Genomic DNA, 23831 nt, shown 5'->3' with positions numbered 1-23831 from the left:
ATGGCCCCAATCATTGCCACGCGCCGCATCCCGGCCAGCCACCCCTCACTGCCCGGGCATTTCCCCGGTCAGCCCGTCGTACCGGGCGTGGTCATCCTGGGCTCGGTGGACGCCGTCGCGCGCGGAAGCGGCCTGGGGCCGGTGGCGGCCCTGCCACGGGCCAAGTTCCTGGCGCCATTGCTCCCGGAGGTCGATTTCCGGGTGGAGATTGACCCCCCTGGTACCAGCGGCCTGCGCGCATTCCGCGTTATCCGCGACGGTACGGAGCCCCCCGAACTCCTGTGTAGCGGGCAACTGAAACTGCACGACGCCGGACAACCGGCGTGAGCCGGGGGTGGTTCAGCCAGGGGGAGCGAGGGTCCCCCCTGGCGCTGCGCATCATCTTGTGGGTTGCCTTGCATCTCGGGCGACCGGCCGGGCGCGTACTGCTGTACCCGATAACCGCCTATTTTCTTCTGTTCGCTCCCAAGTCCCGGGGGTCCAGCCGGGACTACCTGCGCCGCGTGCTCGGACGCGAACCGCGCCTGCGCGAGATTGCCCGGCACTTCCACAGCTTCGCGGCCGTGATCCTGGACCGCGTCTTCCTGCTGGCCGGCAAGGACGAGTGCCTGGATCTTCAGGTTCACGATCGCGAGATCTTCCTCGAACATGTCGAAAGTGGCCACGGGGCCCTGCTGCTGGGGGCACACCTGGGCAGTTTCGAAGCCCTGCGGGTACTCGCGGTCGGCAAAAACGACTTTCCCGTTCGCGTGCTGATGTACCGCAATCACAATCAGCGCATCACCCAACTGCTGGAGGCGCTCAACCCCGAGATCGCCGCGACGGTCATCCCCCTGGGCGATACCGAGACCCTGCTGCACGCACGCGACTGCCTGGAACAAGGGGGGATTGTGGCCACCCTGGCCGATCGCGTGGCCGAGAGCGACAAGATGGTCGAATGTCGTTTCCTCGGGGGACGGGCCTTTTTTCCCCAGGGCCCCCTGCTAATGGCCGCCGTTCTGAAGGTCCCGGTCATCCTGTGCTTCGGCCTCTATCGCGGCGGCAATCGCTACGATATCGTCTTTGAACGCTTTGCCGACGTCATCGAGGCGCCCCGCGGCCGACGCGAAGAGGCCCTGGCCGAATGGGTGCAACGCTACGCCGATCGCCTCGAGGCACGCGTGCGCGAGGCCCCGTACAACTGGTTCAACTTCTATGATTTCTGGAATGACTCGTCTCGCTAAGCCTTGCTTCCGGCAACTGCCCGGGGTCCGGGCACTGGCCCTGGCGGTGCTCCTGCTGACTTGCCCGCTGTTCGCACAGGCGGAGACCTCCGGCGACACACTGGACCAGATCCTGGAGGCACTGGCCGACAATCCGCCTTCACGTATCGACTTTCGCGAAACCCGCCAGGACCCCCTGCTCGAATTCCCGGAGACCCGGACCGGCACGCTGGTGTTCGAGCCACCGGACACCCTGGAGCGCCGGATGGATGGCGACGGCGGCGAACGCGTGCGGATCGAGGGGCGCGAAGTGATCGTGGAGCGCCGAGGCTCCAGCCGCGAGGTGGACCTGGACGAGCAGCCGGGCCTGGCCGCGTTTGCCGCCTTGTTCCGCTCCCTCGCCAAGGGGGAACGCGAGGGACTGGAAGAACACTTCGAGGTCGAGACCGAAGGCGACCTGGAGGCCTGGAGGCTGGAACTCACCCCGCGTGACCGCGCCCTTCGTCGCATGATCCTCGGACTCGACCTCCAGGGCGAGGGCGGTGCCCTCCTGCGTCTGGACACCGAGGAATCCGGAGGGCGCCACAGCCGCATGCAGCTCGATACGCAAGACGGCGACTGATTGGTGCCGAATCGCTTCCCCCTGTCACCGGGACCGGCACTCTGGCTGATCGGGCTGCTGGTGGCAGCCAGCATCCTGCTGTGGCGGGGCGAACTGGTCACCGACCTCCAGGGCTTCACCCCGGAGCCGGTCACCGAGACCGGGATTGCGCTGGACCCCGGGGGCGGCCCGGCCGGACAGGTCCTGCTGCTGGGCATCGAAGGCGGGAACAGCCAGGCACGCGCGGATGCCAGCGACCATCTGGTCCAGGCGCTGCGCGACCACCCCGCGGTCGCGGAGATCCACAACGGGCGTCTCGACCCGGATGACCCCGCCCTGGATTTCCTGCTTGAGCACCGCTATCTCCTGAGCCCCGAGGTCACCCCGGAGCGCTTCTCGGTCGACACCCTGCGCGACCGGCTCGGGGAACGCCGGGAGGACCTCAGTAGTGCCGCCCCGCTGATGCCCCGGGAACTGATCGGCCGCGACCCCACGGGCGAATCACTGGTGGTGCTCGAGCAGTTGGGACAGGCCGGTGGCGGGGGCGAACGCGACAGCCACGGCGTCTGGGTCGACCCCGAGCGCGATCGGGCCCTGCTGGTCCTGCACAGCGCGGCCGAAGGCATGGACCTGGACGGTCAGGAGTCGCTCCTGAAGGCACTGGACGAGGCCTTTGCCGACTACACGGACGATCTGGACCTGCTCGTCGCGGGGCCCGCGGTGATTGCGGTCGAATCACGCGGGCGCATCCGCGGCGAGATCACCACCTTCAGCCTGGCCGCCAGCCTGGCCCTGGCCACACTCCTGCTGGTCGTATTCCGCCACCCCCACCCGGTCTGGCTCGCGGCCGTTCCGCTGGCCACCGGCATCCTGGCCGGGGCGGCGGTCGTGACCGTGGTATTCGGCCACCTGCACGGGATCGCACTGGCGTTCGGCATTACCGTGCTGGGCATCGCGCTCGACTACCCATTGCACCTGTTCGCGCACAGCCGGCAGCCCCCGAGTGACGGGATGCGCGGCGTGGCGCGCGAGCTGTGGCCGGCAATTGGCCTGGGTGCCGGGAGCACGGTACTGGTCTATGCGCTGATGGCGATCACGGGGTTTTCCGGCATGGCCCAGCTCGGGCTGTTCGTGCTGACCGGCGTCGGCGTGGCCGCGATCACCACGCGCTGGGTACTGCCCCGCCTGATGCCGCAGGCGCTGCAGCGTGACGGGGCACCCCCGGCCCGCCTGCCGGTACCGTCCGCCCTGACACAGCCTCCGGTGACGGCGCGCTGGATCCTGGCCGCCTCCGTGCTGGGGGCGCTGGTGGTCATCGCCAGCGCCGACCCGTTCCCCTGGGAGGACAACCTGGGCGCCCTGCACCCGGTGCCGCAGGAACACATCGACCGCGACCGCGAACTGCGCCACGCCCTGGGGCTGCCGGATATCCGCCATGCCCTGCTGATCACCGCACCCGACCCCGAGCGGGCGCTGCAGGCCGCCGAGGCACTGACCCCGGACCTGGAAGACCTGCGCAACCAGGGGGTGCTGACCGCCTACGACCATGCGGCCCAGGCCCTGCCGAGCCAGGCACTGCAGCGCGCACGCCAGGGTTCCCTGCCCGCCACGGACACCCTGCGCGAACGGCTGGATACCGCCGTCGACGGGCTGGGCTTTCGCACGGATGCCTTCGATCCCTTTCTGGAGGATGTAGCCCGGACCCGTGACCTGGAGCCGCTGAGCCCGGGCACACTGCCCGACGGCCCGCTGCGTCAGACGACAGGCACCCTGCTGATGCCGGACGAGGACCGCGGCGACTGGATGGCCTGGGTACGGCTAAGCGGCATGGAGGATGCAACCGCGGTGAGGCAGTGGCTGCAGCGGGAGCCGCTAGCGGACCTGCCCGCCCTGGCCGATGTGGGCGTGCAGCACGTGGATTTCCTGCGCGCCTCGGAGGACCTGGTCAGCGGATTCCGCGATCAGGCACTGGAGCGGCTGGCCCTCGGCGTGGTGGCCGTCGCCCTGTTGCTGCTGCTGGTCACCCGCGCCCCCGGGCGCAGCCTGCGCATCCTGACCGCGGTAGGGAGCGGGCTGGTCCTGACCGTGGCTGCGCTGATCCTGCTCGGGATTCCCTTGTCCCTTTTCCATCTGATCGCGCTGCTGCTGATCGTTGGCCTGTGCCTGGACTACGCCGTATTTTTCAGCCGCCCGCTGAGAGACCTGAAGGCACGGCAGAACACGGCCGCTTCGGTCAGCATCTGCGCATTGTCCACCGTGGCCGTGTTTGGCCTGCTGGCCCTTTCCAGTCTTCCGGTATTGCGGGCCATGGGGCTCACCGTGGTGTTGGGCGTGGTATTTTCCTTTCTCGCAGCCGCGCTTCTGGCGCAGCCCCCCCTGTCGCGCCGTACAGTAGGCACTAACAATCCCTGACCCCACCGCCAACAGTCCCGCCAATCGCAGCCCGCCGAATGAATCCACTCGTAATCTCCGCCCACACCCTGACCGCCGCCACCGGAACTGGCCGCCAGGCCAATGCCGACGCACTGCAAAAAGGGCATAGCGGGCTGCGCGCCTGCGACCTGAACTCCGTACAGCTGGACACCCACATCGGGCGCGTGGCGGGTGTGGAGGACATCGTGCTGACGGATCACCTGGCCCCATTCCAGTGCCGCAACCACCAGCTGGCCGAGCTGGGGCTGCGCCAGGATGGCTTCATCGAGGCCGTCGAGATCGCGCGCGAACGCTACGGTGCCGGACGCATTGCGGTCTTGATGGGGACCAGCACCTCGGGGATCGCCGCGACGGAGCAGGCCTACCACCGCCGCGACCCGGACACCGGGGACCTGCCACCGGACTACGACTACCAGCACACCCAGAATATGTTCTCGCTGACCGATTTCGTCGGCACCCGGCTCGGACTGCGGGGACCAGCGATGGTGGTCTCCACGGCCTGCTCGTCCAGCGCCAAGGTCTTTGCCGATGCCGAACGCTTTATTGCGGCCGGGCTCTGCGATGCCGCGGTGGTCGGCGGTGTCGACACCCTCTGCGGGATGACGCTGCACGGGTTCAACGCGCTGCAACTCGTGGCACCGGGACCCTGCCGCCCGCTGCATGCCGAACGCGCCGGCATCTCGATCGGCGAGGCCGCCGGATTCTTCCTGCTGGAGAGGGCCGACAGCCACGCCGCCGGCCCTCGACTGGTCGGCCACGGCGAATCCAGCGATGCCCACCACATGTCTGCCCCGCATCCGGAAGGACTCGGTGCAGCGCGCGCGATGGAGCAGGCCCTCGCGCGGGCACAGCGGTCCGCCGAGGCCATCGACTATGTGCTCATGCATGCCACCGCGACCCCGGCCAACGACCGCTCCGAGGCGCGCGCCCTGGCGCGCCTGTTTGGCGCAAAGAGCCGCGCCACCGGCACCAAGGGCCTGACCGGCCATACCCTCGGGGCGGCCGGCGCCGTCGGGGTCGCGCAGGCACTGGCCAGCCTGGAGCGGGGCTTCGTGCCCGCTACGGCGGGGCTCGACCACCTGGACCCGGGGCTTGAACTGGACGCCCGAGGGGCCGCTGAGGAACGCGACATCCGGCACGTACTGGTGAACGCATTCGGCTTTGGCGGCAACAACTGCAGCCTGCTGCTGGAGGCCGCATGAAGGTTGGTATTGCGGCCATCGGCCTGCTGGGCCCGGGGCTGGCCGATTTCGCCTCGGCGCGCCACATCCTCGCCGGGCAGGAACCCCATGAGCGGGCGCCGGTGGCCATCCCGCCGACCACCCTGCTGCCGGCCAACGAGCGCCGCCGCACGACGGACACGATTCGCCTGGCGCTGAAGGTCGCGGAGGAGGCCACGACCGACTGCGACCGCAGCCAGCTGCGCTCGGTGTTCGCCTCGTCCTCTGGAGATATGGATATCATCGACCGTATCTGCGAGGCCCTGACACAGGCGGAGCCCATGGTCTCGCCCGTGCAGTTCCATAACTCGGTCCACAACGCACCGGCCGGCAACTGGTCGATCGCGACCGCGAATCCGGCCCCGGCAACGGCCATCTCCGGGTTTAATGCGACGCTGGCGGCAGGGCTGCTGGAGGCCGCCACGCTACTGCAGGCCGAGGGTGGCGACGTCCTGCTGGCCGCCTACGATGTCGCATCCATGGTCACATTCCGGCGTGTACGCCCCATCACCGAGCCGTTTGCCGTCGGCCTGCGCCTGAGTCCCGCGGGCGCCGGGCGGCCCACACTCGAGCTGGCGCTGGGAGAAGGCGGCGATCCCACCCCCTGCCGCCAGGATTCACTCGAGGCCCTGCGCGGCACCAACCCCGCCGCCCGCGCCCTGCCCCTGCTGGAGGTGCTCGCGCGCGGCGAAGGCGGTCATGTTACGCTTGCCGCGCCGCTGGGACGATCACTGGAGATCCGCGTCACGCCCTGATCTCCCGGTGGTTCGCCTCTCGCATTAACAACGGATCAGGACGATCCCGCATGAAGGCCGCCAGCCCCCAACTGAACCACGAGGCAATCTGCCGCCTGCTGCCGCATGCAGGCGCGATGTGCCTGCTGGAGGCCGTGGTCGAATGGGACGAACAGGCGATCCGTTGCCGCGCCATCAGCCACCGCGCTCCCGAAAATCCCTTGCGCAACACCACCGGGCTCCCGGCCCTGTCGGCGCTGGAGTACGGCGCCCAGGCGATGGCCGTGCATGGAGCCCTGCTGGCCGATGCCGGACCACCCAAGGCCGGCTTCCTGGCCGCGGTCCGCAACCTGCGCGTGCACCGGACTCTGCTGGACGACCTGAACGCGGACCTCGACATCACAGCCCACAGCGTGATGTCGGATCGCAACAGCTCCATCTATGATCTCGAGGTATCGGCCGACGGCGAGCCCGTCCTGTCCGCGCGCGCGACCGTGATCCTGCAAACCGAGGACACCCCGACATGAGCCATCGCGCACTGATCACCGGCGCCAGCGGCGCCATCGGCCAGGCCATCGCGCGGGCTCTGGCCGCCAGCGGCTGCGAGGTCCTGCTGCACGCACACCGCAACCCGGGCCCCGCCTGGGATCTGGCCGAACAGATTCACTCCGACGGCGGTCAGGCGGATGTCCTGGTCTTCGACATCACCGACGCCGATGCCGCGCGGGCGCAGCTGGAGCCCGTCGCGGCTGCGCAGCCGGTGCAGGTCCTGGTGCACAACGCGGGCGTGCACGACGACGCCCCGCTGGCCGGCATGAGCCCGGAACAATGGGCCCGCCCGATCGATGTCGCGCTGAACGGGTTCTATAACGTGGCCCAGCCACTGCTGCTGCCGATGATCACGACCCGCTGGGGGCGCGTGATTGCGATCTCCTCGGTGGCCGGCGTGGTCGGCAACCGCGGCCAGGCCAACTACGCCGCGGCCAAGTCGGGACTGCACGGGGCCATCCGCTCGCTGGCGCAGGAGGTCGGGTCGCGCGGCATCACGGCCAATGCGGTCGCGCCGGGGATTATCGAGACCGCGATGAGCGAGTCCAGCTTCGACGCCGAGACGATCAGGCGCATGGTGCCCGCGCAGCGCGCCGGACGCCCCGAGGAGGTCGCCGGACTGGTGGCGTATCTGGCCTCCGAGCAGGCCGGCTATGTCTCCGGCCAGGTGATCGGCATCAATGGCGCGCTGGCCTGACCCGAGACGATGGCGGCCGTCCACGCACTGATACCGGCCCATAACGAGGCCCCCACGATCGCCGCGGTCGTCGCGGCCACGCGAGCCCATGTCGACCGGGTAATCGTGGTCGACGACGGCTCGCGAGACGGCACTGCCGACCGCGTCCCAACCGAACCCGGGGTGATTGAAGTCCTGCGGCTGCCGGAAAACCGTGGCAAGGCGAACGCGCTGTGGACGGGCATGCAGTACGCCCTGGAACAGGGAGCGGATGCCATCATCACGCTGGATGCGGACGGCCAGCACGATGCCTCGGAGATCCCGAACCTGATCGCCGCCGGGCACGCTCATCCCCATCATCTGGTGATCGGGGCACGGCTCAAGGGCCGGGAAACAACGCCCCCTCTGCGCCTGTTCGGCAACCGCACCGCCGACTTCTGGATAGGCTGGGCCTCGGGGCAACCCCTGCGCGATTCGCAGTCCGGCTTTCGTCTGTATCCGGCAGCACTGCTGCAGCAACTGCAACTACCCCATGGCGCGCGCCGCAGCTTCGTATTCGAGAGCGAGGCCCTGATCGAGGCCGAACGCCTGGGCTTCCCGGTCACCCTGGTGCCCGTGCGCTGCATCTATCCGGACCAGCACCGCGCCAGCCATTTTCGGGCCGCCACCGACACCCTGCGCATTATCCAGATGGTCGCCCTGCGCCTGCTGGCACGTGGCCTGCACCCGCTCGGTCTATTGAGGCATCTGGGACTGCTGCGCAGACCCTGAAAATCACCGCAAGGGTCGGATTCACAAACCTTTTTCCAGGACGGGCATAGCAATTCGCGGTCACGCTGCCTACACTGCGAGGTGATCATCCACCATCAAGGACGACACCAATGTCTGCAAGACTCCTGCTGATCCTGCTCATAGCCAGCGTACTCGTACTCGCGGGCTGCCGCGGTACCGCACCGGTGCATGATGTCAGCGACACCACAGTCACCGATGTGCACGGCGAGCGCCCGAACGCTGAGCAGATGCAACAGGCGATCCGCAATGCCGGCGCGGCACTGGGCTGGCAGATGAGCGAAACCGAGCCCGGCCTGCTCGAAGGTCGGCTGTCGCTGCGCGACCATATTGCAGTGGTCGAGATCCCCTACAGCGACGGGGCGTACAGCATCCGCTACAAGGACAGCTCGAACCTCGACTACGAGGATGGCCGCATTCACCCGAACTACAACAACTGGGTGCAGAATCTGGACAACCAGATCCGCGCGGAAATCTCGGCGCTCTAATCCCGTTACCCCCGTATAGCCACCCCGACAAACAGAAAGGCCGGGCATACGCCCGGCCTTTCTTTCGTCCGCTCCCGCGATTACACCTCGCCAGCGGAAGGAGTATTCGCCCGCCTAATCGACCCGCGGACGCGACGGCGACTGCTCGGTGTCGGAGGACTCGCGGTAGTCGCTCTCGTAGCGCCGGTCGGGTGCATCGCCCTCCGGCTCCGAGTCGCGTTCACGGTGACCGCGACTCGGACTGTCGCCGTAATCACGATTCGGCACGTTCGACAACAGACGTCCTGCACGATCCTCCAGACGGTCCCGGGTCGGCTTGTCCGCCAACTCCTCCGCACTCTGGGCGAGGTGGTGGTAGAGGTCGCGATAGGAACCGGCCATGGTGGCGAACAGGGTAGCGGTGCGATCGAAGTGATCGTTGACCTGACCGCGATAGCGCGTCAGCTCCTGCATGCGCCGATCCAGCTCTTCCTCCAGCTCGCGGATCAGTTTGCGTTCGTCACTGGTCACGCGGCCGACCCAGAAGCCCACCAGACCGGCCACCACGATTGCCAGAATCCCGAGGGCCGTCCACAGCCCGACTGCCGTTTGATCTTCCACTGTCACCTTCCGCGAGGAAACACGGCCGCCATTGTGCCGTACGACCGTCGCGAACGCACTCGCCGTCCCCATTCCCGGCCATGCTAATCTCGCTCAACGCGAACCGCGTCAATGGAACCCGCCCGAACGGGTGACGGACAACGATGCGATCGGCTGTCGCGATCGTCGACACACACAGCCAAAGGCCCCCGAACCATGCGCCCAAGGCAGACCACACACTGGCTATACCTGATCCTGGGCATCGGCCTGGCCGGGCTGCTGTCCGGCTGCGCCCCGACCACACTCAAGGCCCCGGCGGAGCCCGAAGACCCGGTGACCGTGGCCGTGCTCGACCACGGCCGCCACTCCAGCCTGGTGCTGCCGACCGAACCGCCCGGGCACTGGCTGCGCTATTCCTATGGCGACTGGTCGTTCTATGTCGAACGCAATACCGGACCGGGCGCGATGCTCGCGGCCGTCTTCGCCTCGACCCGTGCAGCACTGGGGCGCCAGGAACTTGAGGGCGCCGACCTGAACACTGCCGTGCGCGGGGGTCTGCGGGTCCCGCTGGAGGACATCCACCACATCGAGGTCCCCGCCACGCGGGCGCAGGCGCTGATCGAAAAGCTGGAGGCCATATGGGAAGAAGGGGCCGACGAGCGCGTCGACTCCGCGGCCTGGGGCATGAGCTTCGTCCACCATCCGGATGCCTACACCCTGCGCCACAACTCGAACCGCGTGGTCGCCCAGTGGCTGGAGAGCCTGGACGTCGAGGTATCGAAGAAACCGGTGCTCTCGAACTGGCAGGTCGAAACCCGCTAAACCAGGGAAACCCTGAGATCGGTGTTTCCCTAGAGCCCGTGCGCCCACTCCAGGACCGCATCCTGGAGATTGCGCCCATGCCCGATATGCGCACGCGGCCCATTCACCAGCACTGTGACGATCACGTCATCGCCGCTGGACGTGCGGACATAGCCCGCCACCGCCGAGACCTCGTTGATGTGCCCGGTCTTCAGGTGCATCTGCCCGCGCAGGTCGCCATTGCGGAAACGGTTGCGCAGGGTACCGTCCAGCCCCGACAGGGCCAGGGACGACTGGAACTCGGGCCGATGCGGGTGCTTCCAGCCCGCCTCGAGGATCTCGCCGAGCTGGCGCGCGGTCATGCGGGCATCGCGGCTGAGGCCCGAACCGTTGTCGACCACCATACCGCCGACATCCACCCCCAGATCGCGCAGTGAGTCGACCAGGGCCTCGCGCCCCTTGTCCATCGTCGCGGGCGGGCCGTTCTTGCGCGCCCCCAGGGTCAGCAGCAAGTGATCGCTCATGACATTCGAGCTCCACTTGTTGGACACCCGGATCAGATCGGACAGGGGCCGCGAGCGATGGCGCACAATCGGCTCGTCATGCAGCACGGGCAGCACGCCGGTACGCACCCTGCCCGTCAACTCGCCGCCCCATTGATCCCAGGCCATGCGAAACATCTCGGCATGATTGGCCTCCGGCGAGAGTACCGAGCGCAACATCTCGTAGTTGCCACAATTCACCGGGTACTGACCGGAAAAGGTCACCCGCTGGGCGTCCTGATCGACATTGAACTGGATACCCCGCTGCCACTCGCCACACCCCCCTCGGGTCGGCTGCAGACGGTTGACGACCTCGAGCCCGGGCAGCGGCGGATCGACCACCACGTCGATGCCGTTGCCGCGGCGCTCGGGACGCACGTGGAAGCGCTGGGAGTTGGAGTTCACGTGCAGGGCATACGGCAGCTGGTTGTACGCCCGCAGTGGCTGACGGTTGAAGTCTCCAGGGTTCCCATTCGGGAGCTGGAAGTGGCTGGCATCCAGGATCACATCGCCCTCGATGCGCTTGAGCCCGGTTCGGCGCAGCTCGCCGATCATGCGCCAGTACTCCTCGCTCACCATACCCGGATCGCCAGTCCCGCGGATCACCAGGTCCCCACGCAGTACACCGTCCTGGATCGGGCGGGTGGCCCAGATCTCGGTCGTCCATGTGTAGTTGGGGCCGAGTTCGTGCAGGGCCGCCAGCGAGGTGGCCAGCTTGACCGTGGAGGCCGGGTTATAGGGGGTATCGGCATTCAGCCGGGCCAGCACGGCCCCGTCCGGGACCCGCTGCACCCAGAGACCCACTGAGTCGGGGGACAGCCCCTGGGCCTGGATTGCCCGCTGTAGTGGCGCAGGCAGGTGTTCGAACTGCGCCTGCGCCGGCTGCACGGCCAGCAACAGCGCGACACACAGCGTCCAGGGAGACAAGGCCCGGCGGAACGACCGTCGGGAGAACCAGAAAAAACACTTGCGCATCGAAGCTACCATCCCGAAGCAGACACCGGATCGACGCCACAATAGTCACCCGCAACGGGGGGGCTGACAAGCCCCGGATCGGCGCAACGCCGGCCCTGCCGGACAAACCCGCAAACCGCCTCAGGCGGACTCGAACGGGAAATCGATCACCTGCTCGATACGCTCCACCCCCAGCAGCCGCATCAGCAGACGATCGACCCCCAGTGCCACCCCGGCACACTCGGGCAGCCCCGACGCCAGCGCGGCCTCCAGATGGGCATCGGGCTGGGGCAGGACCTGGCCACGCTGCCTGCGCAGCGCCTGGTCGCGATCGCGACGTTCGCGAAACTGGGCGAGGTCGCTCAACTCGTGGTAGCCGTTGGCCAGTTCCAGCGCACCCCAGTACACCTCGAAGCGCGCCGCGAGCCGGGCATCATGTTCGCAGGGACGTGCCAGCACCGCCTGGCTCTCCGGGTAGTCGTGCACCACGGTGAGCCGGTCGCCCGGAAACGCCGGTGCAATCGCCAGACAGATCAGGAGATCCAGCCAGGCATCACGATCCAGCTCGCCCTCGATATCCAGCCCCTGCCGTGCCGCGACGGCCTGCAGTTCGTCGGCATCCGCCACCAGCGGATCCACACCCAGATGCTCCTGAAACAACGCCTGATACGAGATCTCGCGCAGGCGGGCCGGACGCCTCCAGCGCGTATCCAGCGCCGCCTGGTTCATGATCAGGGCCACCACCTCGCGCGCCAGACGGTGATGATCCATCCCGTGGCGGTACCATTCCAGCAGTGTGAATTCGGGATTGTGACGGGGCCCCGATTCGCCACCGCGAAAGACGCGCGCGAGCTGGTAGATGTCCGGTGCGCCATCCGCCAGCAGGCGTTTCATCGGGTATTCCGGCGAGGTCTGCAGATAGCCACTGGCGCCGTCCGGGCTGGTTGCAGTCCAGCTCTCGACCATCGGATCCAGAGGCGCGCCACGGCTCAGTATCGGGGTCTCCACCTCGAGCACATTGCGTGCGGCAAAGAACCCGCGCAGGCCGGCCAGCAGCCGCGCGCGCGCCTCCCGGGCCGCCGCGGCGCCCGGTCGCCAGTCAGTCATGCCCGGCCGCCCGCGGCAATCAGACGCGCGAGACGTACTCGCCGGAGCGGGTGTCGACCTTGACCGTCTCGCCTTCCTCGACGAACAGCGGGACCTTGACCACCGCACCGCTCTCGAGCGTTGCGGGCTTGGTGCCGCCCTGGGCGGTATCACCGCGCACGCCCGGGTCGCACTGGGTAATCTTCATCTCGACAAAGGACGGCGGCACCACCGACAGCGGTTCGCCGTTCCACAGGGTTACGGTGCAGACGTCCTGCTCCTTCAGCCATTGACCGCAGCCACCGAGCGCGGCCTCGCCGACCGCGTACTGCTCGAAGGTGTCCGGCACCATGAAATGCCAGAACTCGCCATCGTTGTAGAGGTACTGCATCTCGGTATCCATGACATCGGCCGCCTCGACCGACTCACCGGACTTGAAGGTCTTTTCCAGCACCCGCCCCGTGCGCAGGTTGCGCAGCTTGACGCGGTTGAAGGCCTGGCCCTTGCCCGGCTTGACGAATTCGTTCTCGACGATGGCCTGCGGGTCGCCATCCAGCAGGAGTTTGAGACCGGCCTTGAATTCGTTGGTACTGTAGGTTGCCATTGCGCGTCAGTCCTCAAGCGATTGCGTGGCGCGGACATGACCGCCCACTAACGAGTCCGCCATGCCCACAAAGCCCATCATGATAACGCGCACGCCGCGGGGAACCCAGCCGAGCGACCGAACCCACACGGGGGACACCACCCCGGCCTGGCAGCAGGCGCTCGCCCGCGCGATCCGCGACCCCGAGACCCTGGCCCGCGAACTGGAACTGGACCCGGCTCACCTGCCCGGCCTGCACGCGGGCCATACCCTGTTTCGGGTGCGCGTGCCGAGGAGCTACCTCGCACGCATGCGCAAGGCGGACCCGCAAGACCCGCTGCTGCTGCAAGTCCTCCCGCAGCAGCAGGAGAGCGAGGAACACCCGGGCTTCGTGGCGGACCCGGTGGGCGACCACGACGCCCTGGCCGCCCCGGGTCTCGTGCACAAGTACCACGGTCGCGTGCTGTTGCTGACGACCGGGGCCTGCGCGGTGCACTGTCGCTACTGTTTCCGCCGCGAGTTTCCGTATGCCGAGCACAACGCGTCCCAGGAGGACTGGGCGCCAGCGCTTGCCTACATCCACGCCGACAGCTCCATCCGCGAGGTGATCCTGAGCGGCGGTGACCCCCTGTCGCTGTCGGATCCCCGCCTCGCCGATCTGGTCCGGCGGCTGGAGGCCATCCCCCACCTCGAGCGCCTGCGCATCCACACGCGGCTGCCGGTCGTCCTGCCGGAGCGGGTGGACAACCAGCTGCTCAACTGGCTGGGCAAGGGACGCCTGCATCATGTACTGGTCCTGCACGCCAACCACCCCAGGGAGTTTGCCGACCCGGCCGCCGCCGCCCTTGCGCGTCTGCGCGCGCGCGGCATCACACTGCTGAACCAGGCGGTACTGCTGGCCGGGATCAACGATGACCCGGACACCCTGTGCGAGCTCCAGGAGGACGGTTTTCGCCACGGTATCCTGCCCTACTACCTCCACCTGTTAGACCGCACACGGGGCACCGCCCACTTCGAGGTCACGGAACAGCGCGCGCTGGAGCTGCACCAGGCCCTGCATGCCCGGCTGCCCGGCTACCTGGTGCCCCGCCTGGTCCGCGAGGTCCCGGGCGAGCCCGGCAAGACGCCCCGTTGGGCCGGGCTATGAAGGTGCGCACAGAGGCCTTGATTAGCAGCCCCCTCGGGAGGTGCTACAGTGAACGGATGCCCGGCCACTAACGGTGCAACCTCCAGACCCACTCATGACCGACACCCTGCCCAAACTGCCCACCCGCACGGCCGGCCCCGAGAGCTTCCCGCATCGCCAGCCGCGCAGCCTGCGCCAGTGGTGTCGAGCGCTCCCGTCGGCCGACCCGGACTCGGCCTTTTCCCATCTGCGTCAGGCCCTGAGAGAACTGAACAGTTTCGCGCTGCAACCCGGGGTTCGTTACTCGCTGATCACCCTGCTGGAGGAGCCCCTGCTGCCCTTGCTACAGCGGACCGGGAAATCCCTTTCCCAGCGCATGCTCCCCCTGGGAGCGCGCAGCCTGAAGCGCGCGCGCGAACAGGCCGAGGCACTGGACAGCCTGCTTACCGCCTGGCTCCTGATTGCCCGTGAACACCACGGGCAGAGCGAACGCAGTGCGCGTGCGCTGCAGGCCGCCCTGGCCTTGAGCGCCGCCCAGGCCGTACACCACTGGCGCCTGTATCAACCGCTCCCGGATGACTTCTGGCAGCGTACCTACGCCCTCCTGTCATGGGCACGCGCACAGAACCTCGCGCAGGCACAGCCGCGCGACGAGCCTCGCTATGGGCCCCTGTCCATGGCCCCGGTCGAGACCCTGGCGGCACGTCTGATGCTGCTGGGCGGCAGCGACCCCAATGCCCTGGAGGTGGGCGAGGTCGACCTGCTGGCTCGCTGGCTGGACCGTCTGCCGCTGTCCTGCGCCGAAGGGCTGTCCGCGACCCCGCACCCCGACCTCCCGGTCCTGTGTGCGGCCCTCGACAGCGCCCACCCTCCGGGGCTGACACTGCGCGAGCACGCGCGGCTGCACGGTGACTGTTGTGTCGAACTCGGGCCGGTGCTGGAGCAGCTGCGAGAGGCGCCTCGCCGCCTGGAACCGCACCGGCGCCCGGACGAGCGCAGCCTGACCGAACGCCTGCTGCGGCTCTGGTCGCAGCTGCCCACCCGCCAGCATTCGCGCGAAACCACCGAGGGCCAGCACCGCCTGTGCCTGTTGGGGATCAAGCGCATCCAGCACTTCCTGTGCGAGGAACTGGAGGAACGAAAGCGCGACACATCGCATACGCCCCTCCCCAGCGGGGTCACCCGGGACACGGATCGGGTGGGCGTTTACCACATGTCCACCGCCGCCGAGCGCGGCTCGGACTTCGCCCTGGTGGATGCCGCGAGCCCACACCGGCCACCGTCGGAACTGCGCAAACTGGCTGAGGGACCGCCCGATGCGGCCGCAGCCGCCTGGGAGAACGTCGGCCGCGGGCTGGAGAGTGCCCGTCCGGGCGAACCCCGCACCCCGATCACCAAGCGGCATCCCCCCGAGCAATGGACCGTGGACGACATCGGGGCGGGCGGACTGCGCCTGCGGCTGGCCCAGCCCCGCCAGTCACTACTGATTGGCGACCTGGCCGCCCTGCGCCACCCCGACGACCACTACTGGACCATCGGGGTCCTGCGCTGGATCCGCTACGAAAGCGACATCGAGATCAGCATCGGGGTGGAATTTCTCGCCGAGCGCGGCCTGCCGGTGCAACTGCAGGAGTACCGCAATGGCCGCGCGGCCGGCCCGGCGCACCCGGGTCTGTTTGCCTCGCTGCGCAGGGATCGTGGCGGGGCGGCGCTGTTCATGCCGGCCCAGGTGTTCGACCACGAGAGCCGCGTCGTATGCTGGCTGGCGGGCCGCCCGCGTGTCCTGGCACTGGACAGCGAGCGTACCGGTACGACACTGTTTACCGAAACTGGCTGCCGGATGACCGATCTGACGCTGGGAGAACCGCCTCCCGATGACATGGAAGCCAATGAAGCGGTGACTGACCAGGCCCAGCCCGGGCTGTCGCTCACACCGCGCGAACGCAATAATGGACCCGCATGAGCGAAACCATCCGAATCCTCTTTGTCACGGCGAATCCGAACCTCGCCGAACAAGTCATCAGCAGCATTCGTACGCGGGGTAGCGCGGTACGCCCGGAGCAGGTCGAGACCCAGGACGACCTGATCAACGCGCTGGAGAACACGCGACACGACGTGGTCGTATTGATCGAGCCCGGTCTCGTGCTCTCGCGAGAGGTGGTCGATACGGCCCTGCGCGACAGTGGGCGCCGCATCCCACTGGTCCTGCTGACCGAGCGTCCGGAGCCCGAGCGTGTCCTGGACTACGAGGCCGGGAGTTTCGCCGTGGTCGATCACGAACAGGTGGAACTGGCGAGCCTGATGGCCATCCGCGCGGCCGAACAACGGCGCCTGCGCCAGCGTGTCCAGCGTCTTGAGGCCTCCCTGCACGAGTCGGAGAACCGCTGCCAGTTGCTGCTCGATAACTCGCGCGACGCGATCGCGTATGTCCACGAGGGCATGCACCTGTACGCCAACGCCTCCTGGCGCGAACGCTTCGGTATCGAGGATCCGGACGAGGTCGACGGGCTGCCACTGATGGACCTGGTCACGGCCGATAACCGCGGCGAGATGAAGGCGCTGCTGCGCCGCTTCCAGAATGGCGAGGAAGGCGATACGGCTCGCGCCCACTTCCACCTGCAGAGTATCGATGGCCTGCCATTCGAGGCCGACCTGCGCCTGTCCGCCGCAAGCGTGGAGGGCGAGGCCTGCACCCAGCTCCAGCTGGAAGCCAGCCAGGAAGACCCCGAGCTGGCGGAGCGAATCGACTTCCTATCGCAGCGCGATCTGGTCACCGGTCTGTACAACCGCCAGCACTTCCTGTCCACAATCGAGAGCGCTCAGACCCGGGCCGAGGAGACGGAGAAACCCTTCGCCCTGCTGACCTTGGCAGTCGACCGCTTCGCGGAGATCCGCGCGAAGGTCGGGATGTCGGCCGCCGACCTGCTCCTGGCCGACATGGGCAAAGTCATCGAGGATCATTTCCCCGAACCCGCCATTGCCGCACGTCTGGAGGGCGAACACTTCGGTGTCCTGGCGCCGGAGACCCGCCGCCAGGAGGTCGAGGAGCGCATCCACAGCCTGATGCAGGCCGTCACCGGGCATGTCTTCGAACTCAACCAGTCGTCGACCAACTGCACCCTGTCGGCCGGCGCCGTGATCGCCGACGAAAGCGCCCCCAGCACGGAGGATCTGCTCGACCAGGCCCACCGGGCGCTGGAGGAGGCGGTCGAGGCCGGCGGCGGCGTCCATCGCTTCTACCACCCGGCCGAAGGCGAGCTGACCCAGGGCCAGGCCGACCAGCAGTGGAAGCTGCGCATCCAGGACGCCCTGGACCATGACCGCCTGGAGCTTCGCTTCCAGCCGATCGTGCATCTGCACGGCAACGACCGGCCGCGCTATTCGGTGTTCGTGCGCCTGCGCGACGCCGACGGCCACCTGCACGAGCCATCTGCCTTCCTGCCTGCGGCCGAACGCACGGGCATGGCCCCGGCGGTGGATCGCTGGATCGTCAAGACCGCGCTGGGCGAACTCGCCGGGTGCCTGAAGGCTCAGCCCAAGACCCAGTTTTTCCTGAAGCTGGGCACCGGCTCAATGGGCGACCCGACTGTGGTCAGCTGGCTCAACGATGACCTGCACGCCCTGCGCATCCCGGCCGACAACGTCGTGGTCGAGCTCAAGGAGCCGACCGTGGTCACCAACCTGAAGCCGGCGATGAAAGTATCGCGCGGCCTGGTCGAGATGCACAGCCACCTGTGCATCGACGACTTCGGCAATGGCCTGAACCCTTTCCAGTTGCTGCAGCACCTGGAGGCCGATCACATCAAGCTCGACCCCTCGTTCGTCGAGGGGCTGGCGGAGAACGAGGAAAACCAGGAGGCGATCCGCGAGTACGTCGACGCGGCGCACGCCAAGGGCAAGCAGGTGATCGTGCCGCACGTCGAGGATGCCAGCGTGCTCGCCGTACTGTACGGGCTGAACGTCAACCTGGTGCAGGGGTACTTCATCCAGTCGCCCCTGGCCAAACCGACGTTCGACTTCGAGGCGACCTGACCTAGGGAGACGCTGATTCAATCGCACGTCCGCGTTGGTGCCCCCTGTTTTCCGAGACAAGGCGCGTCGTGCAGCGGGTAGTGGTTCTACCCGCAAGCGGCGCAACGCAGGATCGGGGAACAGGGGGCACCAACCCCACAAGCCATTGAAGGCAGGGGCTCGGCCGCCCGTTGTTATCAAAAACGGGCGCGCGCACGGCGTTGCGGTTCCCTTGTGCAGAACGACTGCACCGCAGTCACCGCGCCTTGTTCGCACGCAAAAGCGACTCGAGCGCGGACGTGCGATTAAATCAGTGTTTCCCTAGCCTATTTCGACCAGAAGTTCAGGTCCTCGAAAAAGCCCTTCACGCCATCCAGCCAGGAGTGCGCCTGCGGGCTGTGCTTGGTGCCGCCCGCCTGAGTCGAATCCTCGAACTGGCGCAGCAGCGCCTTTTGCTCCTTGGTCAGGTTGATCGGGGTCTCCACGGTCACCCGGCAGATCAGATCGCCGACACCACCCCCGTGCACGGACTGCACACCCTTGCCACCGACGCGGAACTGCTTGCCGGTCTGGGTCTCGGCGGGCACCTTCAGCTTCACCCGACCGTCCAGGCAGGGGACCTCCAGTTCGCCGCCGAGTGCGGCGGTGGCAAACGAGATCGGCACCTCGATATGCAGGTCGGAGCCCTCGCGGCGGAACAGCTTGTGCGGCTTGACCCGCACCTGCACGTAGAGATCCCCCGGCGGGCCGCCGTTGACCCCGGCCTCGCCCTGACCGGCCAGGCGAATGCGGTCACCGCTGTCGACCCCGGCGGGGATCTTCACGTCCAGCGTGTTCTGCTCCTGCACCCGGCCGTTGCCATTACAGGCCTTGCAGGGGCTGGCGACGATCTTGCCCGAGCCCTCGCAGCGCGGGCAGGTCTGCTGCACCGAGAAAAAGCCCTGCTGGATGCGCACCTGGCCCACGCCGTTACAGGTCGGACAGGTCTCCGGCGAAGTACCCGGTTCGGCACCCGAGCCGTCACAGGCCTCGCAGGAGACGGTGGTCGGGATGCGGATCTTGACCTCGGTGCCAAATACGGCCTCCTCCAGGGTCAGGTCCAGGTTGTACTGCAGGTCGGAGCCGCGGAATGCGCGCGAACCGCGCGCGCGGCCACCGCCACCCCCGAAGATGTCGCCAAAGATATCCTCGAAGATGTCCGAGAAATTGGAGGCCCCGGCACCACCACCAAAGCCCCCGGCCCCACCATCGACGCCGGCATGTCCGTAGCGGTCGTATGCTGCACGCTTCTGGTCGTCACTGAGGACGTCATAGGCAGCGCGCGCCTCCTTGAACTTGGCCTCGGCCTCCTCGTCCCCCGGATTGCGATCGGGGTGGTACTTCATCGCCAGGCGGCGAAAGGCCTTCTTGATGTCGGCGGCCGAGGCGTCCTTGGCGACGCCCAGCACCTCGTAATAGTCGCGTTGTGACATGGTCATTTCCAGGTAGATCGTTCGCGCGAACGCGGAATGCCTTCACGCAAACGCCCGGAGTCACAAGTACCCCGGGCGCGGCGTTCAAACAGGACCGGAAGGACGCGAAGCCCCGCCGGCTGCGGCATCAGCCCTGCTTCTTCTGGTCGTCGTCGACTTCCTCGAACTCGGCGTCCACTACGTCGTCGGCCTGCTGTTCGCCACCGGCCTGCTCGGCCCCGGCCTCGCCCGCGGCATCTGCGCCCTGGGCATAGGCCTTCTCGGCCAGTTTGCCGGAGGCCTCGGCCAGCTTCTGGGTGGACTGTTCGATGGCCTCGACGTCGTCACCCTCCATGGCCTTCTTGACCTCGGCGACGGCCGCCTCGATCGCGGAACGCTCGTCGTCGGAGACCTGGTCACTCAGGTCCTTCAGCGACTTCTCGGCCGAGTGCACCAGGGCATCGGCCTGATTGCGCGCGCCGACCAGCTGCTGGAACTTCTTGTCTTCCTCGGCGTGGGCCTCGGCATCCTTGACCATCTGTTCGACTTCCTCATCGGACAGGCCGGAGGAGGCCTTGATCACGATCTTGTTCTCCTTGCCGGTCGCCTTGTCCTTGGCCGAGACGTTCAGGATACCGTTGGAGTCGATATCGAAGGTGACCTCGATCTGCGGCACACCGCGCGGCGCGGCCGGGATGTCCTGCAGGTCAAAGCGGCCCAGCGACTTGTTGGCGCTGGCCATGTCGCGCTCACCCTGCAGCACGTGCACGGTCACCGCGGTCTGGTTGTCGTCGGCGGTGGAGAACACCTGGTTGGCCCGGGTCGGGATGGTGGTGTTCTTCTCGATCAGCTTGGTCATCACGCCGCCCATGGTCTCGATCCCGAGCGACAGCGGGGTCACATCCAGCAGCAGCACGTCCTTGACGTCGCCACCCAGCACGCCAGCCTGCACCGCGGCACCCACCGCAACGGCCTCGTCCGGGTTCACGTCCTTGCGCGGCTCCTTGCCGAAGAAGGACTGCACCGCTTCCTGCACCTTGGGCATGCGGGTCTGACCGCCGACCAGGATCACGTCATCCACCTCGGAGGCGGACAGACCGGCATCCTTCAGCGCGACCTTGCACGGCTCGATGGAGCGCTTGACCAGGTCGTCGACCAGGCTTTCCAGCTTGGCGCGGGTAATCTTCAGCGCCAGGTGCTTCGGCCCGGTGTTGTCGGCCGTGATGTACGGCAGGTTGACCTCGGTCTGCTGGCTGGAGGACAGCTCGATCTTGGCCTTCTCGGCGGCCTCCTTCACGCGCTGCATCGCCAGCGGGTCGCCCTTGATGTCGATGCCCTGGTCCTTCTTGAATTCCTCGACCAGGTAGTCGATCAGGCGGTTGTCGAAGTCCTCGCCACCCAGGAAGGTATCGCCGTTGGTCGCCAGCACCTCGAACTGGTGCTCGCCGTCCACTTCGGCGATCTCGATGATCGAGACGTCGAAGGTACCGCCACCCAGGTCATACACGGCGATCTTGCGATCCCCGCGCTGCTTGTCCATGCCGTAGGCCAGCGCGGCCGCGGTCGGCTCGTTGATGATGCGCTTGACCTCGAGCCCGGCGATCTTGCCGGCATCCTTGGTCGCCTGACGCTGGGAGTCGTTGAAGTAGGCCGGGACGGTGATCACCGCCTCGGTCACCGTCTCGCCCAGGTAGTCCTCGGCGGTCTTCTTCATCTTCTGCAGCACACGCGCGGAGATCTCCGGCGGGGCCATCTTCTTGCCCTGCACCTCGATCCACGCATCACCGTTGTCGGCCTTCACGATGTTGTAGGAGACGAGCTTGATGTCCTTCTGGACCTCGCCTTCATCGAACTTGCGCCCGATCAGGCGTTTGGCCGCAAAGATGGTGTTCTGCGGATTGGTAACCGCCTGGCGCTTGGCGGACTGGCCGACCAGTACCTCGCCATCTTCACTGAACGCGACGATGGACGGGGTGGTGCGGGTGCCTTCCGCGTTCTCGATGACCTTGGCCTGGTCGCCTTCCATGACGGCGACGCAGGAGTTGGTGGTCCCGAGGTCGATACCGATGATCTTGCCCATGGCTGAATTCTCCTGATGCGAAAATTTTTGCGCGGCAGAGAACAACTCTCTGCCAACTTGTACGGGAATCTGGGGCCCCCGGCCGCGTTTTCAAGGGACGCCCTGTCACGCGCCCCGAAAACCGCCCCGCAGGGACCGGGTCAGGCGCTCTCGTCGATGTTGGGCGAGGTGGGCGCCTTGGAGACCACGACCATCGCCGGGCGCAGCACGCGGTCCTGCAGGAGGTAGCCCTTTTGCATGGTCGCCACCACGGTATTCGGCGGATTTTCCGGGTCTTCCTGCATGGACATTGCCTGATGCCGTTCCGGGTCGAAACGCTCGCCGGTGGGATCCTCGGCCTGGATACCGAACTTCTCGAACACCCGGTTCAGGTTTTTCAGGGTCAGCTCGGCGCCTTCGATGATGCGCTCGACATCCTTGGACTCGCGGGCAGCCTGCAGGCCCATCTCCAGGGAGTCGCCCACCTCCAGCATCTCGGAGGCGAATTTTTCCATCGCATACTTGTGCGCGTTCTCCAGCTCGCGTTCGAAGCGCCGGCGCTGATTTTCCAGCTCCGCCTGGGCGCGCAGGGCCTGGTCGCGGCGCTCCTCGGCCAGGGCCTCGAGCTCCTGCAGGCGCGAATCGGCATCCTCAACGGCCTCGTCGCCCTCGGGCTGGGTATTCTCCGAATCCGCGGCCTCGAATGCTTCCGCCGGTTCCTGGGGTTCACGCTGATCGGACATGTCTGCCTCGTAAAATCGGTGAAAAAGTAAAACGCATGCCGGACCCTGCGGGCGGCACACGCGGATCAATTCGGTTTGACTATCGGGACTCTGGGGGCACCCTGCGCGGTTTCAAGGGCGTCCGGCTATTTCGTGTCATGGACCGGGTCGCCAAGCGCCGAACCCAGCAGGCGCGCGGTCACATCGACAATCGGAATCACGCGATCGTAGGACATGCGCGTGGGTCCGATCACCCCGAGCACGCCGACCACTTCCCCGTCGACACTGTAGGGCGCGGTGACCACCGAACAGTTCTCGAACCAGTCGAGCCCGGACTCGCGCCCGATGAAGATCTGCACCCGGTCGCTGCGGATGCACTGATCCAGAATCCCGAGGATCTCGCGCTTCTCGTTGAAGGCCTCCAGCAGCTGGCGCAGGCGGTCGATGTCCGCCAGCTCCTCGTAGCTGAGCAGGTGAGTCTGACCCGCCACCACGACATCGTCCGGGTCTTCGCCGGCCACGGCCTTCTCGCCCAGATCAATGGCCGCCAGCATCATCGCATCGAGGTTCTCGCGCACGTCGCGCATCTCGCGCAGCAGGGCATCGCGCACCGCGTGCAGGCTCTTGCCGGCCAGGTGCGCGTTCAGGTAGTTGGCCATGCGCTGGAGATCGTCCTGATCGAAGTCGCGCTCCAGCTCCAGTACGCGGTTCTGCACCTCCTTGCCGTCGATCACCAGGATCGCCAGCACCCGGCGTTCGCCCAGGCGCAAGAACTCGAGCTGGCTGAGCGCCACGTTGCGGTGGCGCGGCAGGCGCACCATGCCCGCCATGCGCGTCACCTGCGACAGCAGGTTGGAGGTCGCGCCCATCAGGTCCTGGGTGGTCGCGTTCGGGTCGAAACCCGACTGGATCGCGCGAATCTCCTCAACCGTCGGTTCGCGCACCTCGAGCAGGCTGTCGACGAACAGGCGGTAGCCGCTCGCGGTCGGGATCCGCCCGGCGGAGGTGTGTGGCGCCTGAATCAGACCCAGGTCCTCGAGATCGGCCATCACGTTGCGCACCGTGGCCGCACTGACATTGAGGCCGGAGGTGCGCGCGAGGGTACGCGAGCCGACCGGCTGACCGTCGCGGATATAGCTTTCGATCAGGGTCCGCAGCAGGGTACGGGCCCTGGCATCCAGATTGATCGCGGCGTTTTCCATCGGTGATCAGCGCTCCATGGGGG

At 67.2% G+C, this 23831-nt stretch carries 22 protein-coding genes; 14 read left to right on the top strand and 8 right to left on the bottom strand.

All coding sequences use genetic code 11. The features are described from left to right. From F468_RS0103295 to F468_RS0103250, 10 genes are all read left to right on the top strand, one after another. Positions 1-327: a hypothetical protein gene (locus F468_RS0103295; protein WP_018137728.1), complete on the top strand. Its 327-nt coding sequence runs from the start codon at positions 1-3 to the stop codon at positions 325-327. Beyond that, positions 324-1223 carry a lipid A biosynthesis acyltransferase gene (locus F468_RS0103290; protein WP_018137729.1) on the top strand — a complete coding sequence of 300 codons (900 nt, stop codon included), beginning with the start codon at positions 324-326 and terminating at the stop codon, positions 1221-1223. The genes F468_RS0103295 and F468_RS0103290 overlap by 4 nt, the downstream gene beginning before the upstream one ends. Positions 1224-1269: 46 nt before the next feature. Further along, on the top strand, positions 1270-1824 hold the full coding sequence (locus F468_RS0103285) for a LolA-related protein (protein WP_018994614.1): 555 nt from the start codon (positions 1270-1272) through the stop codon (positions 1822-1824). Further along, positions 1825-4215, top strand: a complete 2391-nt coding sequence (locus tag F468_RS0103280) for an MMPL family transporter (RefSeq protein WP_018994613.1) — start codon at positions 1825-1827, stop codon at positions 4213-4215. It abuts the gene before it with no gap. A 38-nt stretch (positions 4216-4253) separates the two neighbouring features. Continuing rightward, positions 4254-5438 (top strand): beta-ketoacyl-[acyl-carrier-protein] synthase family protein, encoded by a 1185-nt coding sequence (locus F468_RS0103275; protein WP_018993771.1) that lies wholly within the window; start codon positions 4254-4256, stop codon positions 5436-5438. After that, complete coding sequence (locus F468_RS0103270) at positions 5435-6211, top strand: beta-ketoacyl synthase chain length factor (protein WP_018993772.1); 777 nt, start codon at positions 5435-5437, stop codon at positions 6209-6211. Before F468_RS0103275 ends, F468_RS0103270 begins: the two co-directional genes overlap by 4 nt. 50 nt (positions 6212-6261) lie before the next feature. Next, positions 6262-6717, top strand: a complete 456-nt coding sequence (locus tag F468_RS0103265) for a hypothetical protein (RefSeq protein WP_018993773.1) — start codon at positions 6262-6264, stop codon at positions 6715-6717. Next, positions 6714-7436 carry a 3-oxoacyl-ACP reductase FabG gene (gene fabG, locus F468_RS0103260; protein ID WP_018994612.1) on the top strand — a complete coding sequence of 241 codons (723 nt, stop codon included), beginning with the start codon at positions 6714-6716 and terminating at the stop codon, positions 7434-7436. Before F468_RS0103265 ends, fabG begins: the two co-directional genes overlap by 4 nt. A 9-nt stretch (positions 7437-7445) precedes the next feature. Beyond that, the gene (locus F468_RS0103255) at positions 7446-8186 is read left to right on the top strand and encodes a glycosyltransferase family 2 protein (protein ID WP_018174592.1); all 741 of its coding nucleotides are present in this window, start codon (positions 7446-7448) and stop codon (positions 8184-8186) included. 110 nt (positions 8187-8296) lie between these two features. After that, entirely contained in the window at positions 8297-8692 is a 396-nt protein-coding gene (locus tag F468_RS0103250; protein ID WP_018174591.1) for a hypothetical protein, read from the top strand. 114 nt (positions 8693-8806) lie between these two features. Here the strand turns inward: F468_RS0103250 and F468_RS0103245 are convergent, their stop codons facing one another. Then, entirely contained in the window at positions 8807-9292 is a 486-nt protein-coding gene (locus F468_RS0103245) for a YhcB family protein (protein WP_018994611.1), read from the bottom strand. Between the two features lie 195 nt (positions 9293-9487). On the opposite strand from F468_RS0103245, the gene F468_RS0103240 reads away from it, so the two are divergent. Then, positions 9488-10093, top strand: a complete 606-nt coding sequence (locus F468_RS0103240) for a DUF2459 domain-containing protein (protein WP_018137739.1) — start codon at positions 9488-9490, stop codon at positions 10091-10093. A gap of 29 nt (positions 10094-10122) precedes the next feature. Here the strand turns inward: F468_RS0103240 and dacB are convergent, their stop codons facing one another. From dacB to efp, 3 genes are all read right to left on the bottom strand, one after another. Further along, a complete protein-coding gene (dacB, locus tag F468_RS0103235; protein ID WP_018993775.1) occupies positions 10123-11589 on the bottom strand; it encodes a D-alanyl-D-alanine carboxypeptidase/D-alanyl-D-alanine-endopeptidase in 1467 nt (488 codons plus the stop codon). A gap of 120 nt (positions 11590-11709) precedes the next feature. Then, positions 11710-12675: an EF-P lysine aminoacylase EpmA gene (gene epmA / locus F468_RS0103230; protein ID WP_018994610.1), complete on the bottom strand. Its 966-nt coding sequence runs from the start codon at positions 12673-12675 to the stop codon at positions 11710-11712. Between the two features lie 19 nt (positions 12676-12694). Further along, positions 12695-13258, bottom strand: a complete 564-nt coding sequence (gene efp / locus F468_RS0103225; protein WP_018137742.1) for an elongation factor P — start codon at positions 13256-13258, stop codon at positions 12695-12697. Positions 13259-13319: 61 nt separating this feature from the next. Between efp and epmB the strand changes: the two genes are divergently transcribed. The 3 genes from epmB (at position 13320) to F468_RS0103210 (ending at position 18395) form a co-directional block, all read left to right on the top strand. Beyond that, the gene (epmB, locus tag F468_RS0103220) at positions 13320-14384 is read left to right on the top strand and encodes an EF-P beta-lysylation protein EpmB (protein ID WP_018137743.1); all 1065 of its coding nucleotides are present in this window, start codon (positions 13320-13322) and stop codon (positions 14382-14384) included. 94 nt (positions 14385-14478) lie between these two features. Next, positions 14479-16326: a hypothetical protein gene (locus F468_RS0103215; RefSeq protein ID WP_018137744.1), complete on the top strand. Its 1848-nt coding sequence runs from the start codon at positions 14479-14481 to the stop codon at positions 16324-16326. Continuing rightward, positions 16323-18395 (top strand): EAL domain-containing protein, encoded by a 2073-nt coding sequence (locus tag F468_RS0103210; RefSeq protein ID WP_018137745.1) that lies wholly within the window; start codon positions 16323-16325, stop codon positions 18393-18395. Before F468_RS0103215 ends, F468_RS0103210 begins: the two co-directional genes overlap by 4 nt. A gap of 305 nt (positions 18396-18700) precedes the next feature. Here the strand turns inward: F468_RS0103210 and dnaJ are convergent, their stop codons facing one another. The 4 genes from dnaJ to hrcA all read right to left on the bottom strand — a co-directional run bounded on the left by dnaJ (position 18701) and on the right by hrcA (position 23808). Continuing rightward, positions 18701-19852: a molecular chaperone DnaJ gene (dnaJ, locus tag F468_RS0103205; protein ID WP_018174585.1), complete on the bottom strand. Its 1152-nt coding sequence runs from the start codon at positions 19850-19852 to the stop codon at positions 18701-18703. Positions 19853-19973: 121 nt separating this feature from the next. Continuing rightward, entirely contained in the window at positions 19974-21905 is a 1932-nt protein-coding gene (gene dnaK, locus F468_RS0103200; RefSeq protein WP_018137677.1) for a molecular chaperone DnaK, read from the bottom strand. 140 nt (positions 21906-22045) lie between these two features. Beyond that, entirely contained in the window at positions 22046-22627 is a 582-nt protein-coding gene (gene grpE, locus F468_RS0103195) for a nucleotide exchange factor GrpE (RefSeq protein WP_018649078.1), read from the bottom strand. A gap of 125 nt (positions 22628-22752) precedes the next feature. Continuing rightward, positions 22753-23808 (bottom strand): heat-inducible transcriptional repressor HrcA, encoded by a 1056-nt coding sequence (gene hrcA, locus F468_RS0103190; RefSeq protein ID WP_018649079.1) that lies wholly within the window; start codon positions 23806-23808, stop codon positions 22753-22755. Positions 23809-23831 lie beyond the last annotated feature (23 nt).

The organism is Thioalkalivibrio sp. ALJ2, from assembly GCF_000378325.1.
GTDB lineage: Bacteria > Pseudomonadota > Gammaproteobacteria > Ectothiorhodospirales > Ectothiorhodospiraceae > Thioalkalivibrio.
The sequence above is the reverse complement of the archived record's forward strand: the minus strand, read 5'-3'. Positions and strand labels throughout refer to the sequence as shown.